Annotated in this window: 13 protein-coding genes; 11 read left to right on the plus strand and 2 right to left on the minus strand. The window is 50.9% G+C overall.

Going from position 1 to position 15,661, the window contains the following annotated elements; all coding sequences use genetic code 11:
- Nucleotides 1-147 precede the first annotated feature (147 nt).
- The 7 genes from silC to ACJBF3_RS14260 all read left to right on the plus strand — a co-directional run bounded on the left by silC (nt 148) and on the right by ACJBF3_RS14260 (nt 9,815).
- Entirely contained in the window at nt 148-1,533 is a 1,386-nt protein-coding gene (gene silC, locus ACJBF3_RS14230; RefSeq protein WP_000475506.1) for a Cu(+)/Ag(+) efflux RND transporter outer membrane channel SilC, read from the plus strand.
- A 27-nt stretch (nt 1,534-1,560) separates the two neighbouring features.
- Nucleotides 1,561-1,914, plus strand: coding sequence for a cation efflux system protein CusF (gene cusF / locus ACJBF3_RS14235; protein ID WP_001246155.1), 354 nt, complete (start codon nt 1,561-1,563; stop codon nt 1,912-1,914).
- A gap of 113 nt (nt 1,915-2,027) precedes the next feature.
- Entirely contained in the window at nt 2,028-3,320 is a 1,293-nt protein-coding gene (gene silB, locus ACJBF3_RS14240; protein ID WP_000157620.1) for a Cu(+)/Ag(+) efflux RND transporter periplasmic adaptor subunit SilB, read from the plus strand.
- A 10-nt stretch (nt 3,321-3,330) separates the two neighbouring features.
- Nucleotides 3,331-6,477: a Cu(+)/Ag(+) efflux RND transporter permease subunit SilA gene (silA, locus tag ACJBF3_RS14245; protein ID WP_000574029.1), complete on the plus strand. Its 3,147-nt coding sequence runs from the start codon at nt 3,331-3,333 to the stop codon at nt 6,475-6,477.
- Between the two features lie 85 nt (nt 6,478-6,562).
- On the plus strand, nt 6,563-7,003 hold the full coding sequence (locus ACJBF3_RS14250; protein WP_000758228.1) for a DUF411 domain-containing protein: 441 nt from the start codon (nt 6,563-6,565) through the stop codon (nt 7,001-7,003).
- A 126-nt stretch (nt 7,004-7,129) separates the two neighbouring features.
- The gene (gene silP / locus ACJBF3_RS14255) at nt 7,130-9,577 is read left to right on the plus strand and encodes an Ag(+)-translocating P-type ATPase SilP (RefSeq protein ID WP_001353604.1); all 2,448 of its coding nucleotides are present in this window, start codon (nt 7,130-7,132) and stop codon (nt 9,575-9,577) included.
- Between the two features lie 40 nt (nt 9,578-9,617).
- The gene (locus ACJBF3_RS14260; RefSeq protein ID WP_000843494.1) at nt 9,618-9,815 is read left to right on the plus strand and encodes a DUF2933 domain-containing protein; all 198 of its coding nucleotides are present in this window, start codon (nt 9,618-9,620) and stop codon (nt 9,813-9,815) included.
- 33 nt (nt 9,816-9,848) lie between these two features.
- Here ACJBF3_RS14260 and ACJBF3_RS14265 read toward each other — a convergent pair whose 3' ends face one another.
- Nucleotides 9,849-10,586 (minus strand): peptidoglycan DD-metalloendopeptidase family protein, encoded by a 738-nt coding sequence (locus tag ACJBF3_RS14265; RefSeq protein ID WP_000287501.1) that lies wholly within the window; start codon nt 10,584-10,586, stop codon nt 9,849-9,851.
- Nucleotides 10,587-10,874: 288 nt separating this feature from the next.
- Nucleotides 10,875-11,324: a copper resistance protein gene (locus ACJBF3_RS14270; protein ID WP_001023257.1), complete on the minus strand. Its 450-nt coding sequence runs from the start codon at nt 11,322-11,324 to the stop codon at nt 10,875-10,877.
- 234 nt (nt 11,325-11,558) lie between these two features.
- Here ACJBF3_RS14270 and pcoA point away from each other — a divergent pair, with 234 nt between their 5' ends.
- From pcoA to pcoD, 4 genes are read left to right on the plus strand one after another with little or no spacing between them, the layout of a single operon-like run.
- Entirely contained in the window at nt 11,559-13,376 is a 1,818-nt protein-coding gene (gene pcoA / locus ACJBF3_RS14275; RefSeq protein WP_032980332.1) for a multicopper oxidase PcoA, read from the plus strand.
- Nucleotides 13,377-13,381: 5 nt separating this feature from the next.
- Nucleotides 13,382-14,272, plus strand: a complete 891-nt coding sequence (gene pcoB / locus ACJBF3_RS14280) for a copper resistance outer membrane transporter PcoB (protein ID WP_001378118.1) — start codon at nt 13,382-13,384, stop codon at nt 14,270-14,272.
- Between the two features lie 39 nt (nt 14,273-14,311).
- Nucleotides 14,312-14,692 (plus strand): copper resistance system metallochaperone PcoC, encoded by a 381-nt coding sequence (gene pcoC, locus ACJBF3_RS14285; RefSeq protein WP_000025662.1) that lies wholly within the window; start codon nt 14,312-14,314, stop codon nt 14,690-14,692.
- 55 nt (nt 14,693-14,747) lie between these two features.
- Nucleotides 14,748-15,626: a copper resistance inner membrane protein PcoD gene (gene pcoD / locus ACJBF3_RS14290; RefSeq protein WP_229692861.1), complete on the plus strand. Its 879-nt coding sequence runs from the start codon at nt 14,748-14,750 to the stop codon at nt 15,624-15,626.
- Nucleotides 15,627-15,661: the final 35 nt, after the last annotated feature.

Raw genomic sequence — 15,661 nt, forward strand, 5'->3', positions numbered from 1 at the left:
CGATCGTTATCAACGGATTACAGCAAAAATGACAACATTGTCATTATCCTGTCACCCGGCAAACAGAGAGCGTTAGGTAAAGTACCCCTATCAATACTCTGGACTTCATTTGAACCATTTACCAGGTCTGCCTGGACGAGAAGCGTTATGTTCAAATTAAAATTACTCAGCATTAGCACGATATTCATCCTGGCAGGCTGCGTGTCGCTTGCGCCTGAATATCAGCGGCCCGCAGCACCGGTACCCCAGCAGTTTTCACTGTCCCATAACAGCCTGACGCCAGCGGTAAATGGCTATCAGGATACGGGCTGGCGTAACTTTTTTGTCGATCCCCAGGTTACCCGGTTGATCGGTGAAGCTCTGACTAATAACCGTGATTTGAGAATGGCTGCCCTGAAGGTTGAAGAGGCCCGAGCCCAGTTCAACGTCACGGATGCAGATCGTTATCCCCAGCTGAATGCCTCATCCGGGATAACATACAGCGGTGGTCTGAAAGGTGACAAGCCGACCACACAGGAGTACGACGCGAGACTGGAGCTCAGCTATGAGCTCGATTTTTTCGGCAAACTTAAGAACATGAGTGATGCTGATCGCCAGAACTACTTTGCCAGCGAAGAAGCCCGTCGGGCCGTACACATCCTGCTGGTATCCAACGTTTCACAAAGCTATTTCAGCCAGCAACTGGCGTACGAACAACTTCGTATTGCGCGGGAAACGCTGAAAAATTATCAACAGTCCTATGCTTTCGTTGAGCAGCAGCTCGTGACCGGGAGTACGAACGTTCTGGCACTTGAACAGGCGCGAGGACAAATCGAAAGTACCCGCGCCGAAATAGCCAAACGAGAAGGCGATCTGGCTCAGGCAAACAATGCCCTGCAACTGGTGCTGGGAACGTACCGCGCACTTCCGTCAGAAAAAGGGATGAAAGGCGGGGAGATAGCCCCAGTAAAATTGCCACCAAATCTGTCTTCACAAATTTTGCTGCAGCGACCGGATATTATGGAAGCGGAATATCAGCTGAAAGCGGCTGATGCCAATATTGGCGCAGCGCGAGCGGCCTTTTTCCCCTCAATTACCCTGACCAGTGGTCTTTCCGCAAGCAGTACGGAGCTGTCCAGCCTGTTTACGTCAGGAAGTGGAATGTGGAATTTTATCCCTAAAATTGAAATTCCTATATTTAATGCTGGCAGGAATAAAGCCAATCTGAAGCTGGCTGAAATTCGCCAGCAACAGTCGGTGGTTAATTACGAACAAAAAATTCAGTCAGCCTTTAAGGATGTTTCCGACACGCTTGCGCTGCGCGACAGCCTTAGCCAGCAACTTGAGTCACAGCAGCGTTATCTTGATTCACTTCAGATAACTCTCCAGCGTGCCAGAGGATTGTATGCAAGTGGTGCTGTCAGTTACATCGAAGTGCTGGATGCAGAACGTTCCCTCTTCGCTACCCAGCAAACCATTCTCGATCTTACCTATTCCCGGCAGGTTAACGAAATTAATCTGTTTACCGCGCTGGGTGGCGGTTGGGTAGAGTAAATTTATTTAATTAATCAGGAAATTAAAATGCGTAATTCACTTAAAGCCGTTTTATTTGGTGCCTTCTCTGTCATGTTTTCTGCCGGTCTTCATGCTGAAACACATCAGCATGGCGATATGAATACTGCCAGTGATGCTTCGGTACAGCAAGTTATCAAGGGCACCGGTGTCGTTAAAGACATTGATATGAATACTAAGAAAATCACCATTTCGCATGAAGCAATTCCAGCGGTGGGCTGGCCTGCAATGACCATGCGCTTTACTTTTGTTAATGCAGACGATGCTATTAATGCCCTGAAAACAGGCAACCATGTCGATTTCTCGTTTATTCAGCAGGGCAATATCTCCTTACTCAAAAGCATTAACGTGACGCAGTCCTGATTGGCTGTCCGGAGCGATTACATCCTGTGCGCCTGTACATTCACATAGGTATATGTGTGAGTTAACCGTCAGGCGCATATGCCAGGTGTTTTGATTTTTTAGCGGAAAATTGTATGGCTTCTTTAAAGATAAAATATGCTGCAATAATTATCAGCAGCCTCATAGCAGGGGGGCTGATATCGGTTACTGCCTGGCAGTATGTAAACTCAGCACAAAAGACTGAAAAAACAGAACAAAAGGCACCGGAACGAAAGGTGCTTTTCTGGTATGACCCAATGAAACCGGATACCAAATTTGATAAACCCGGAAAATCGCCCTTTATGGATATGGACCTGGTGCCAAAATATGCTGATGACAGTGGCGATAAAAGCAGTGGCGGGATCCGTATCGACCCAACCCAGGTTCAGAATCTGGGATTAAAAACGCAAAAAGTCACGCGAGGAATGCTGAATTATTCTCAGACAATCCCGGCTAATGTCAGCTATAACGAGTATCAGTTTGTTATTGTGCAGGCGCGTTCTGACGGGTTTGTCGAAAAAGTCTACCCCATGACGATTGGCGATCATGTGAAGAAGGGGACGCCACTTATCGATATTACCATTCCGGACTGGGTGGAAGCACAGAGTGAATTCCTTCTGTTATCCAGCACCGGTGGTACTTCCACGCAAATTAAAGGCGTTCTGGAACGGCTTCGCCTGGCAGGTATGCCGGAAGAGGATATTCAGAGACTGCGTTCTACCCGGAGCATTCAGACCCGTTTTACCATTAAAGCACCTATTGATGGTGTCATTACTGCATTTGACCTGCGCACCGGCATGAATATTTCGAAAGATAAGGTGGTGGCTCAGATTCAGGGAATGGACCCGGTCTGGATCAGCGCTGCAGTGCCAGAATCTATCGCCTATCTGCTGAAAGATACGTCGCAGTTTGAAATTTCGGTACCGGCTTATCCGGATAAAACATTCCATGTCGAAAAATGGAATATTCTTCCCAGCGTGGATCAGACAACCCGTACGCTTCAGGTCCGTCTCCAGGTTTCTAATAAGGATGAGTTTCTCAAGCCGGGCATGAATGCCTATCTGAAACTGAATACCAGAAGCCAGGAGATGCTGCTGATACCAAGCCAGGCCGTTATCGATACCGGCAAAGAACAGCGCGTGATTACTGTTGATGATGAAGGCAAGTTTGTGCCGAAACAGATCCACGTTCTGCATGAGTCACAGCAACAGTCCGGCATCGGCTCCGGCCTGAATGAAGGCGATACCGTGGTGGTCAGTGGCCTGTTCCTCATTGACTCTGAAGCCAATATTACGGGCGCACTGGAACGTATGCGCCACCCTGAAAAAACAGAAAGCAGTATGCCAGCAATGTCTGACCAGCCTGTAAATATGCATTCAGGGCACTGAGGAGACGACGATGATTGAATGGATTATCCGGCGCTCTGTCGCCAACCGTTTCCTGGTCATGATGGGGGCCCTGTTTCTCAGCATCTGGGGCACATGGACGATTATTAACACGCCTGTCGATGCCTTGCCTGACCTGTCAGATGTGCAGGTCATTATCAAAACCAGCTATCCCGGCCAGGCCCCGCAGATTGTAGAAAACCAGGTCACCTATCCACTTACCACCACCATGCTGTCCGTGCCTGGCGCAAAAACCGTGCGTGGTTTTTCACAGTTCGGTGATTCGTATGTGTATGTCATTTTTGAAGACGGCACCGATCTGTACTGGGCCCGTTCCCGCGTGCTGGAGTACCTGAACCAGGTACAGGGAAAACTGCCCGCCGGTGTGAGTTCTGAAATCGGTCCGGACGCCACGGGGGTGGGCTGGATATTTGAATATGCCCTTGTCGATCGCAGCGGAAAACACGACCTTTCAGAACTGCGTTCTCTGCAGGACTGGTTCCTGAAATTTGAGCTGAAAACCATCCCGAACGTGGCTGAGGTCGCTTCGGTTGGCGGCGTGGTGAAACAGTACCAGATTCAGGTCAATCCGGTAAAATTGTCTCAGTATGGTATCAGCCTGCCCGAAGTGAAACAGGCCCTTGAATCGTCTAACCAGGAGGCCGGTGGCTCATCCGTTGAAATGGCCGAAGCTGAGTATATGGTCCGTGCCAGCGGTTATCTTCAGAGCATTGATGATTTTAATAACATCGTCCTGAAAACAGGCGAGAACGGCGTGCCGGTTTATCTGCGGGATGTTGCCCGCGTGCAGACCGGGCCTGAAATGCGGCGTGGTATTGCCGAGCTGAACGGCCAGGGCGAAGTCGCTGGCGGCGTGGTGATCCTGCGGTCGGGTAAAAATGCACGCGACGTTATCACGGCAGTGAGGGATAAACTTGAGACGCTGAAGGCCAGCCTGCCGGAAGGCGTTGAAATCGTGACCACCTACGATCGCAGCCAGCTCATCGACCGGGCGATTGATAACCTCAGTTCCAAACTTCTGGAAGAGTTTATCGTGGTGGCCATCGTCTGTGCCCTGTTCCTGTGGCACGTACGTTCTGCCCTGGTGGCGATTATCTCTCTGCCGCTTGGTCTGTGTATCGCCTTTATCGTCATGCACTTCCAGGGACTGAACGCCAATATCATGTCGCTGGGAGGGATAGCGATTGCCGTCGGTGCGATGGTGGATGCCGCCATTGTGATGATTGAGAATGCGCATAAGCGGCTTGAGGAGTGGGATCATCAGCATCCGGGTGAGCAGATTGACAACGCCACCCGCTGGAAGGTGATTACCGATGCCTCCGTTGAAGTGGGACCCGCACTGTTTATCAGCCTGCTGATCATCACCCTGTCCTTTATTCCTATCTTTACCCTGGAAGGTCAGGAAGGACGTCTGTTTGGCCCGCTGGCATTCACGAAAACGTACTCCATGGCGGGCGCGGCCGCGCTGGCCATCATCGTCATTCCGATTCTGATGGGATTCTGGATCCGGGGGAAAATTCCTGCAGAGACCAGTAACCCCCTGAACCGGGTACTGATCAAAGCGTATCATCCATTGCTGTTGCGGGTTCTCCACTGGCCAAAAACAACCCTGCTGGTTGCGGCCTTGTCCATTTTCACCGTTATCTGGCCGCTGAGCCAGGTGGGCGGTGAGTTTCTGCCGAAGATTAACGAGGGCGACCTGTTGTATATGCCGTCGACCCTGCCGGGTGTCTCTCCGGCTGAAGCTGCAGCGCTCCTGCAGACGACGGACAAGTTAATCAAAAGCGTTCCTGAAGTGGCCTCTGTATTTGGCAAGACCGGTAAAGCAGAGACCGCCACGGATTCCGCACCGCTCGAAATGGTTGAAACCACGATCCAGCTCAAACCTGAGGATCAGTGGCGTCCAGGCATGACGATTGACAAGATTATTGAAGAACTCGACAGGACCGTCCGTTTACCGGGGCTGGCAAACCTCTGGGTGCCGCCAATCCGTAACCGTATTGATATGCTCTCAACCGGGATCAAAAGCCCGATAGGTATCAAGGTGTCCGGAACGGTTCTGTCCGATATCGATGCAACGGCGCAGAGTATCGAAGCGGTCGCCAAAACCGTACCCGGCGTAGTGTCTGCTCTCGCAGAGCGACTGGAAGGCGGGCGCTACATTGATGTGGATATCAACCGGGAAAAAGCCTCCCGCTACGGAATGACGGTGGGCGATGTGCAGCTGTTCATCTCATCAGCCATCGGCGGCGCGACGGTAGGGGAAACGGTTGAAGGCGTGGCCCGGTACCCGATTAATATCCGCTATCCGCAGGATTACCGGAACAGCCCGCAGGCCCTGAAACAGATGCCGATCCTGACCCCGATGAAGCAGCAGATCACGCTGGGCGATGTTGCGGATATTAAGGTCGTTTCCGGGCCGACTATGCTGAAAACGGAAAATGCCCGTCCAGCCAGCTGGATTTACATTGACGCGCGCGGCAGGGATATGGTGTCGGTGGTTAATGACATTAAAACGGCGATCAGTCAGAAAGTGAAACTGAGACCGGGTACCAGCGTGTCATTCTCCGGACAGTTTGAACTGCTTGAGCATGCCAACAAGAAACTGAAGCTGATGGTGCCGATGACGGTGATGATCATCTTCATCCTGTTGTATCTGGCATTCCGCCGGGTTGATGAAGCCCTGCTGATCCTGATGAGCCTGCCGTTCGCCCTGGTTGGCGGGATATGGTTCCTGTACTGGCAGGGCTTCCATATGTCTGTCGCAACCGGAACGGGGTTTATCGCTCTGGCCGGGGTGGCAGCAGAGTTTGGCGTGGTCATGCTGATGTATCTGCGTCATGCCATTGAAGCGCACCCGGAATTGTCCCGTAAAGAGACGTTCACACCGGAAGGCCTTGATGAAGCCCTCTATCATGGTGCCGTACTGCGTGTCCGGCCGAAAGCCATGACCGTGGCGGTGATCATTGCGGGTCTGCTGCCAATACTCTGGGGAACCGGTGCAGGTTCAGAAGTCATGAGCCGTATCGCGGCACCCATGATTGGTGGGATGATCACGGCTCCGCTGCTGTCCCTGTTCATTATTCCTGCCGCCTACAAATTAATCTGGCTGCGCAGACATAAAAAAAGCGTGTCCTGAACCTGAAAGGGCACCCCTGTGGGTGTCCTTCTTTACTGATTCACCCTGACGTCAGGGTTTAAATCGATAATATACAGAGGTGAGTATGAAAAAAGTGGTTCTGATGGCGCTGGCTCTCGGCCTTTCACTGCCCGCGATGGCGAGTGAAAAAGTGATTGATATGTACAAATCTGAAAACTGTGGCTGTTGTTCCCTGTGGGGCAAAGCGATGGAAAAAGACGGGTTTGAAGTACGAACTCACGTCATGAATGATCAGGCGCTGTCAGCCCTGAAAGAAAAGCATGCTATTCCTGCAGGACTGCGAAGTTGTCATACCGCGGTTGCCGGTAATTTGATCATTGAAGGCCATGTGCCTGCGACAACGATACATAAGGCAATGCAGTCTGGTTCAGGTATATACGGTCTCGCCACCCCCGGTATGCCAGCAGGAAGTCCTGGAATGGAGATGGGAGCCCGAAAAGAGGCTTACGATGTTATCGCATTCTCACCGGATGGAAGTAAAAAAGTCTTCCAGCGAATCGAATAGTCAGCGGAACGGCTGATAACGGGACGCCGGTAGCAGGCACTCCTGTGCCGGCGATATTCGTGGTAATCGCATCCATGACATACCCTGAAGACAGAAGATGCTTCGGTATGCATAAGGAGAGTTACTGTGAAAAATGACAATGCAGTGCAACACAACAACCAGACTGCTTCTGAGCAGACATTATCCCCGGACGAGGGCCACGTATTGCATAAGGTGAGAGATCCCGTGTGCGGGATGGCCATCCTGCCCGACAGGGCGCACAGCAGCATTCGATACCAGGACCACCAACTTTATTTCTGCTCCGCCAGCTGTGAGAGTAAATTTAAAGCCCATCCCGATCGTTATCTTACCGAAGATGCCAGTGAACATTCCCATCACCATCACCACGATCATCACGAAGTCAGCCCTGATCAGATAAAACAGCCTCACCACCAGGCGGAAAAAGAGAATTCTGAAGGTGTGTGGACATGTCCGATGCACCCGGAGATACGCCGCAGTGGTCCCGGAAGCTGTCCTGTCTGTGGAATGGCACTGGAGCCGCTCGTAGCTACGGCATCCACGGGGCCGAGTGATGAACTTCACGACATGACAAGACGCTTCTGGCTGGGGTTGTTGCTGGCGTTTCCGGTTCTGGTACTCGAAATGGGATCTCATCTGTTTCCCGAGTTGAGGAATACAGTACCGCCACAGTACAACACATGGCTGCAGCTGCTTCTGGCCTCCCCTGTCGTGTTGTGGTGTGGCTGGCCATTCTTCGCCCGGGCCGGAATGTCGTTACGTAACCGCTCCCTGAATATGTTTACCCTTGTTGCAATGGGGACCGGCGTAGCCTGGGTTTACAGCGTCATTGCAACCGTCTTCCCCTCCTGGTTTCCTGCATCGTTCAGAAACATGGATGGCCTGGTGGCCGTTTATTTTGAAGCCGCAGCAGTTATTACGGTGCTTGTTCTGCTGGGACAGGTTCTTGAGCTGCGGGCACGGGAACAAACCTCAGGCGCCATTACTGCGCTTCTGAACCTTGCCCCCAAAACCGCCAGACGGCTGGATCATGACGGTCATGAAACGGATATTAATGCGGAAGATGTCCTGCCTGGCGATAAGCTCCGCATCAGACCTGGAGAGAGTATTCCGGTCGACGGTATCGTGATCGAAGGCAAAACAACCGTTGATGAATCGATGGTGACCGGGGAATCTATGCCGGTTACCAAAACGGAGGGTGACCCTGTCATCGGGGGGACCATTAATCAGACAGGGAGTCTCATCATCCGTGCAGAGAAAGTCGGTGATGAAACAATGCTCTCACGAATTGTTCAGATGGTCGCTGATGCACAGCGTTCGCGTGCCCCCATCCAGAGAATGGCTGACAGCGTTTCAGGCTGGTTTGTTCCTCTGGTGATACTTATCGCGGTTGTTGCTTTCGTGATCTGGTCTGTCTGGGGGCCCGAGCCCAGGATGGCGCACGGTCTCATTGCGGCTGTGTCGGTCCTGATTATTGCCTGTCCCTGCGCGCTGGGGCTGGCCACGCCGATGTCGATAATGGTGGGGGTGGGCAAAGGAGCCCAGGCCGGGGTGTTAATCAGGAATGCCGAAGCCCTTGAGCGTCTTGAAAAAGTGGACACGCTGGTTGTCGACAAAACAGGCACGCTCACGGAAGGTTCGCCTACGGTGACAGGGATTATCAGTCTCAATCCGGGTGGGGAAACATCTCTTTTGCGTGTAACAGCCGCAGTGGAAAAAGGCTCGCAGCATCCGCTGGGTATGGCAGTAGTTAAAGCAGCACAGGAAAAGGGGATCGCAATACCCGCAGTCACTCATTTCGATGCACCGTCGGGTAAAGGTGTCTCAGGCGATGTCGAAGGTCAACGGGTTGTTATTGGTAATGAACTGGCTATGCAGGAAAACAGTATAGTTATTGATAATCAAAAGGCCGTTGCGGATACGTTGCGGATGGAAGGCGCTACCGTTATCTATGTGGCCACAGACGGGGACCTTGCAGGCCTGATAGCTATCTCGGATCCCGTGAAAACAACCACGCCGGATGCGCTTAAAGCTTTGCGTCAGGCGGGGATCCGCATCGTTATGCTCACCGGGGATAACCAGCTTACTGCTGAAGCAGTCGCACGGAAACTGGGAATAGATGAGGTTGAAGCCGGAATTCTGCCGGATGGCAAAAAAGCAGTGATAACCCGACTGAAAGAGTCTGGCCATGTGGTTGCGATGGCCGGAGACGGTGTGAATGATGCCCCGGCGCTGGCAGCGGCTGACGTGGGTATAGCCATGGGAACGGGTACAGATGTGGCAATTGAAAGTGCCGGAGTCACCCTTCTCAAAGGCGACTTGATGATACTGAACAGGGCCCGTCATCTGTCAGAGATCACCATGAAAAATATCCGTCAGAATCTGTTTTTTGCATTTATCTACAACGCACTTGGCGTGCCTGTGGCTGCAGGTCTGCTTTATCCTGTGTATGGAATACTGCTGTCGCCAGTTATTGCGGCGGCGGCCATGGCTCTTTCCTCCGTCAGCGTCATTGTGAATGCGTTGCGTCTGAAAAGTGTCAGGCTCGGGAAATAACACTGAGTGAAGGGTCAGTTACGAACAGAAGGAGTCCAGTATGAAAAGTACCACCTATGCGCTTATTGCTGTCGCCGCGATCGCGGCATTTGCCCTCCTGCGCGAACACTGGTCACATGTGGCAGGTTACTGGCCATATCTGTTATTGCTGGTCTGCCCGCTAATGCATCTTTTCCACGGCCACGGAGGGCATGGAGATCATCAACATCACGGAAGTGAAAACGATAAAAAAAATTAATCCGGCAGACGGGGCCGCGTCGCGGTCCCGTTATCAGTCCAGGTATCGTTCGTAGTCTCTGGCATGCGCAAAGGCATGCTGTTCGAGTTTGTTATCAGCGGGTGCCGCTGCCCGGAACGCCAGAGAGTTAACAGGGTTGTTATTGATGACCAGCTCGTAATGCAGATGAGGACCGGATGAACGTCCGCTGTTACCGGATAACGCAATAGCACCTCCCCGTGTAACCCTGGCCCCTTTAGTAACGAGTATTTTATTGAGGTGGAGATAGCGAGTTTTAACACCGGCTTTTCCCGTTACTTCAACAAAATATCCCATGGTACTGTTGTATTCGGCCCGGGTGATTTTTCCGTCGATGACGCTGACTATTTTCGTGTTCATGGGCATGGAATAATCAATGCCATTATGGGGACTCACTTTTCCCGATACCGGGTTAAGTCTTGCAGGATTGAAAGGCGAACTGAGTCTTGCTGTGGCCGGTAACGGATAATCGAGACTGCCTTTCCCGGAAGTATCGGAAAGGTTATAGAACTTTTTATCTGATATACGATACGCCGTGTAATTAAATGAACCGGACGTAAATTTATAGGCCACGACACGTGATTTTCCCGCTTTCTTTTGCAGTACGAGTTTTAATGATTCATTTTTTTTCAAATGCCGCAGATTAAACCGGGAAGGCAAGGAGCGCTGAAGAGTAGCGATCTCGTTCGATTCCAGCCCCGAGCGGGTGGCTGAAAGGTAGGCATTTTCTTTTACGACATCGGTAGAATACATTTACTGGAATTCGCCGTTAGCATGAACACTGCGGCGTATGCTAGGGGTTTTCAGGAGGCGTGTCATCTGTCAGTTAATCGGGAGCACCGTTGATGGTCGTCATTTTTGTAACATATCTTGTTTCCCGTTTGCTCCTGAAGCTCTGGGAACTGTATGACCAGCCCGACGGTGATGATTAACGGGACTGAAACAGGTTACGGCAGAGCAATATGGGGCTCATGTCCTGCTACGTAACCCGTCAGTAAAGCCCTGCTGCGCACCTGACGCTAAGCACTAACCCGCCTGCAGTTACCTGGTCGAATACAGCCCGCGAAGCTTTCTTGCCTGCGTCTGATGTGCTTCCGCACCGGCATTATTGACCTGCTCATGCACGAGAGCGGCTTTTTCTCCGGCATTCAGTTCGTTAAAAGAAGAAGACGAGGTCTTTGAATTTGCATCACTGCCGGACAGCATTTTTTTATGTTCCTCAATCATTTTCTGATGCGCATAGGACGCGCTGTTGTTCATAAATGAATGAGCAACAATGGCCCTTTCATGTTCATTCATTTCAGAGAATGAGGGCGTGTTGTTTTTATTAACCCTGTCCGGTAAGTTTTCATGCGTCGAGGAATTCACATGACTGACGGCTGAGGCATTATTAACAAATCGATGTGCTTCATGGGCAATATCACTGGACTGAGCAAAAGCTGCCCCACAAAATAAAGCTGTAAACGCAGTGGTCGTGATTAATATATTCATGTGTAATTACCTTCTGAGGTACATAAAAGATGTCCTTATGATCATATATAAAAATAATCAACCTGTGGGGAAGATGACGTAAATGTAATACAGCTATGTACATTACACGATTGTAATGAATTTGTTTCTTAAGGTGTGCTAGATTCATTTCATTGTAAGTGGATGAACCAGTAATTTAATTTAAATCGGTTCTCGAATTCTGTCAGTAACCATACTTTAAATAAGGGAATGCGCATGCTGTTGAAAACGTCTCGACGAACTTTCCTGAAGGGGTTAACCCTCTCTGGCGTAGCCGGAAGTCTTGGCGTATGGAGTTTCAATGCGCGTTCCAGTCTGAGCCTGCCAGTTGCCGCATCCCTGCAGGGTACTCAGTTTGACCTGACCATTGGTGAAACGGCCGTCAATATCACGGGCAGTGAGCGTCAGGCCAAAACAATCAATGGAGGCCTGCCGGGGCCCGTTCTTCGCTGGAAAGAAGGTGACACCATTACCCTGAAGGTCAAAAACCGTCTTAATGAACAGACGTCCATTCACTGGCACGGCATTATTCTTCCGGCCAATATGGATGGTGTTCCGGGGCTGAGTTTTATGGGCATAGAGCCTGATGATACCTACGTTTACACCTTTAAGGTTAAGCAGAACGGGACTTACTGGTACCACAGCCATTCCGGTCTGCAGGAACAGGAGGGGGTATACGGTGCCATTATCATCGATGCCGGGGAGCCAGAACCGTTTACTTACGATCGTGAGCATGTGGTCATGTTGTCTGACTGGACCGATGAAAATCCTCACAGCCTGCTGAAAAAATTAAAAAAACAGTCGGATTACTACAATTTCAATAAACCAACCGTTGGCTCTTTTTTCCGCGACGTGAATACCAGGGGGCTGTCAGCCACCATTGCCGATCGGAAAATGTGGGCTGAAATGAAAATGAATCCGACTGACCTCGCGGATGTCAGTGGCTACACCTACACCTATCTCATGAACGGGCAGGCCCCGCTGAAAAACTGGACCGGACTGTTCCGTCCCGGTGAAAAGATACGCTTACGGTTTATCAACGGCTCGGCAATGACCTATTTCGATATCCGTATCCCCGGGCTGAAAATGACGGTCGTGGCTGCAGATGGCCAGTATGTAAACCCGGTTACCGTTGACGAATTCAGGATTGCCGTTGCCGAAACCTATGATGTCATTGTGGAGCCTCAGGGTGAGGCCTATACCATCTTCGCACAATCCATGGACAGGACCGGTTACGCTCGAGGGACACTGGCCACGAGAGAGGGGTTAAGTGCTGCCGTTCCCCCCCTCGATCCCCGTCCTCTGTTGACCATGGAAGATATGGGTATGGGGGGAATGGGACATGATATGGCAGGAATGGACCACAGCCAGATGGGAGGCATGGGTAACAGCGGAGAGATGATGTCTATGGACGGTGCTGACCTTCCGGATAGCGGGACATCCTCCGCGCCCATGGATCACAGCAGCATGGCCGGTATGGATCATTCCCGGATGGCCGGAATGCCGGGTATGCAAAGTCATCCTGCGTCAGAAACGGATAACCCACTGGTTGATATGCAGGCGATGAGCGTCTCTCCGAAATTAAATGATCCGGGTATTGGTCTTCGAAATAACGGAAGAAAGGTTCTCACGTACGCGGATTTGAAAAGCCGCTTTGAGGATCCTGACGGACGTGAACCTGGCCGTACCATAGAACTGCATTTAACCGGCCACATGGAAAAGTTTGCCTGGTCATTTAACGGAATCAAGTTTTCAGATGCCGCACCGGTGCTGCTGAAATACGGTGAGCGGCTCAGGATCACGCTGATCAACGATACCATGATGACTCACCCCATTCACCTGCATGGTATGTGGAGCGATCTGGAAGATGAAAACGGTAATTTCATGGTTCGTAAACACACAATAGATGTTCCCCCTGGTACAAAACGCAGTTACAGAGTGACAGCAGATGCGCTTGGCCGCTGGGCGTATCACTGCCATTTGCTCTATCACATGGAAATGGGAATGTTTCGTGAAGTCCGGGTGGAGGAATGATGCGAATGAAGAGAAATTTGAAGGCCATACCTGTTCTGGTCGCCGGTTTGTTTACCTCACAGCTTTCTATTGCGGCGGGCTCCGTCTCTGCAGATCCCCACGCCGGGCACGACATGTCTGCCATGCAGATGCCAGCAGATGAGAATTTCACTGAGATGACGTCAATGGAGCCCATTGTAACTGAGAGCAGAACGCCAATTCCGCCTGTTACCGATGCCGACCGGAAGGCTGCATTCGGCAATTTACAGGGGCATGCGATTCACGACAGTGCGATTAATTATCTGGTTCTGCTGGATCAACTGGAATGGCAACGGTCGGATAACACCAACAATTTCAGCTGGAGTGTTAACAGCTGGATTGGAGGCGACACAGATCGGATTTGGCTAAAGAGTGAAGGTGAACGAAGCAATGGGGAAACGGAGGCGGCTGAAGCGCAGTTACTCTGGGGACATGCGGTTGGCCCATGGTGGGATTTGGTTGCGGGTGTCAGGCAGGATTTCAGACCTGCTTCTGCCCGGACCTGGGCTGCTGTCGGTTTTCAGGGGCTGGCACTCTATAATTTTGAGTCTGAAATTACGGGTTTTGTCAGTAATGGCGGAAAAGCAGCCCTTCGTCTGGGAGGAGAATACGACGTTTTACTGACTAACCGGCTCATACTCCAGCCATCCTATGAGGTGAATTTCTACAGTCAGGATGATGAATCGCGGGGTCGCGGCAGGGGACTGACTGACACAGAGCTGGGGCTCCGGCTGCGCTATGAAATACGCCGTGAGTTTGCACCCTATATAGGCGTTTCCTGGAATCAACTTTACGGGAAAACATCCGATATGGCGAAAAGAGAAGGTGAGAAAGACCATCAGGTAGTATTCCTGGCGGGAGCCAGAATCTGGTTTTAACGCACTGATATAAAACACTCAACTAAACAGGTAAATAAAATGTCGATTTTAAATAAAGCCATTCTTACAGGTGGCCTCGTTATGGGCGTTGCTTTCTCTGCTATGGCCCATCCGGAATTAAAAAGCTCTGTGCCACAGGCTGATTCAGCCGTAGCGGCCCCGGAAAAGATTCAGCTTAATTTCTCGGAAAATCTGACCGTGAAATTCTCAGGTGCAAAATTAACGATGACGGGTATGAAAGGCATGTCATCACATTCTCCGATGCCGGTCGCGGCAAAAGTGGCGCCAGGCGCTGACCCTAAATCGATGGTCATTATTCCGCGAGAGCCTTTACCCGCTGGCACTTATCGTGTTGACTGGCGCGCGGTTTCTTCAGATACGCACCCTATTACCGGTAATTACACCTTTACAGTGAAGTAATATTATGAACGACCTGATTATGATTGTTATTCGTTTTCTTCTTTATCTGGATTTGATGGTAATATTTGGATTGCCATTTTTTCAGATATATGGAATAAGCGGTGTCAGACATGAAACCTATAACCTGACTAATTTCAGGTCGTTTATAACTTTTGCTGTTGTTACAGGCATCATTCTTACTGGCATTAATATGCTCCTGGTATCTAATGCCATGAGTGGAGTAACTGACCTCAGAGAATTATCCATCCATGTTATCGAGATGGTGATAGAAGAAACTGATGTGGGTATTAGCTGGATTGTCAGGCTCTGTGCCCTGTTTACCACACTCGGTGCTTTGTTCCTTTACACTAATAAGAGAGTATTGTCCTGCCTGCTGATGACGATGAGTGGGGGCGTGGCGCTGGCTACACTTGCCTGGGGAGGACACGCCGTTATGCATGACGGTCTGCATTACTATCTCCATTTACTGAGCGATCTGACCCATCTCGGCGCTGCAGGTGCCTGGACAGGTGCTCTGGTTGCATTTGCTATCCTGCTGATGCGCAGAAACGAGCATAATGCACAGAGCGTCATTGTGATATCTGACTCCCTGGCAAAATTTGCCACGGCAGGAACGGTGATTGTTGTAGCCCTGATCCTGAGTGCGCTGGTCAACTATCTGTATATTGCTGAGGGTAACTTAACTCCCTTATTCAACAGTTCCTGGGGGAGGATATTGCTTGCCAAGACGGCTCTGTTTGTTCTGATGCTTCTTCTGGCTGCAGCAAACCGGTTTCACCTGGGTCCCCGGCTTGAAGTTATGGTCAGGGAAGGGAATTATGATCGCAGCGTTGCCCTGATGCGAAACAGCATCCTGACAGAATTCGTTGTTGCGATTATCATTCTGGGCGCCGTAGCGTGGCTCGGAATGCTTGCTCCGTCTCAGGTCAGCTAGGGGACAGCCAAAGCTCATGCGTGAGATTTTTACTT

Source organism: Enterobacter sp. PP-008-ECC_S150, assembly GCF_045257065.1.
In the GTDB taxonomy this organism is placed as follows: domain Bacteria; phylum Pseudomonadota; class Gammaproteobacteria; order Enterobacterales; family Enterobacteriaceae; genus Enterobacter; species Enterobacter chengduensis.

What these genes read in the sequence shown, in the direction of transcription:
- silC (WP_000475506.1), top strand. Translation starts at nt 148, where the DNA reads ATGTTCAAATTAAAATTACTCAGCATTAGCACGATATTCATCCTGGCA.
- cusF (WP_001246155.1), top strand. Translation starts at nt 1,561, where the DNA reads ATGCGTAATTCACTTAAAGCCGTTTTATTTGGTGCCTTCTCTGTCATG.
- silB (WP_000157620.1), top strand. Translation starts at nt 2,028, where the DNA reads ATGGCTTCTTTAAAGATAAAATATGCTGCAATAATTATCAGCAGCCTC.
- silA (WP_000574029.1), top strand. Translation starts at nt 3,331, where the DNA reads ATGATTGAATGGATTATCCGGCGCTCTGTCGCCAACCGTTTCCTGGTC.
- ACJBF3_RS14250 (WP_000758228.1), top strand. Translation starts at nt 6,563, where the DNA reads ATGAAAAAAGTGGTTCTGATGGCGCTGGCTCTCGGCCTTTCACTGCCC.
- ACJBF3_RS14260 (WP_000843494.1), top strand. Translation starts at nt 9,618, where the DNA reads ATGAAAAGTACCACCTATGCGCTTATTGCTGTCGCCGCGATCGCGGCA.
- ACJBF3_RS14265 (WP_000287501.1), bottom strand. Translation starts at nt 10,586, where the DNA reads ATGTATTCTACCGATGTCGTAAAAGAAAATGCCTACCTTTCAGCCACC.
- ACJBF3_RS14270 (WP_001023257.1), bottom strand. Translation starts at nt 11,324, where the DNA reads ATGAATATATTAATCACGACCACTGCGTTTACAGCTTTATTTTGTGGG.
- pcoA (WP_032980332.1), top strand. Translation starts at nt 11,559, where the DNA reads ATGCTGTTGAAAACGTCTCGACGAACTTTCCTGAAGGGGTTAACCCTC.
- pcoB (WP_001378118.1), top strand. Translation starts at nt 13,382, where the DNA reads ATGAAGAGAAATTTGAAGGCCATACCTGTTCTGGTCGCCGGTTTGTTT.
- pcoC (WP_000025662.1), top strand. Translation starts at nt 14,312, where the DNA reads ATGTCGATTTTAAATAAAGCCATTCTTACAGGTGGCCTCGTTATGGGC.
- pcoD (WP_229692861.1), top strand. Translation starts at nt 14,748, where the DNA reads ATGGTAATATTTGGATTGCCATTTTTTCAGATATATGGAATAAGCGGT.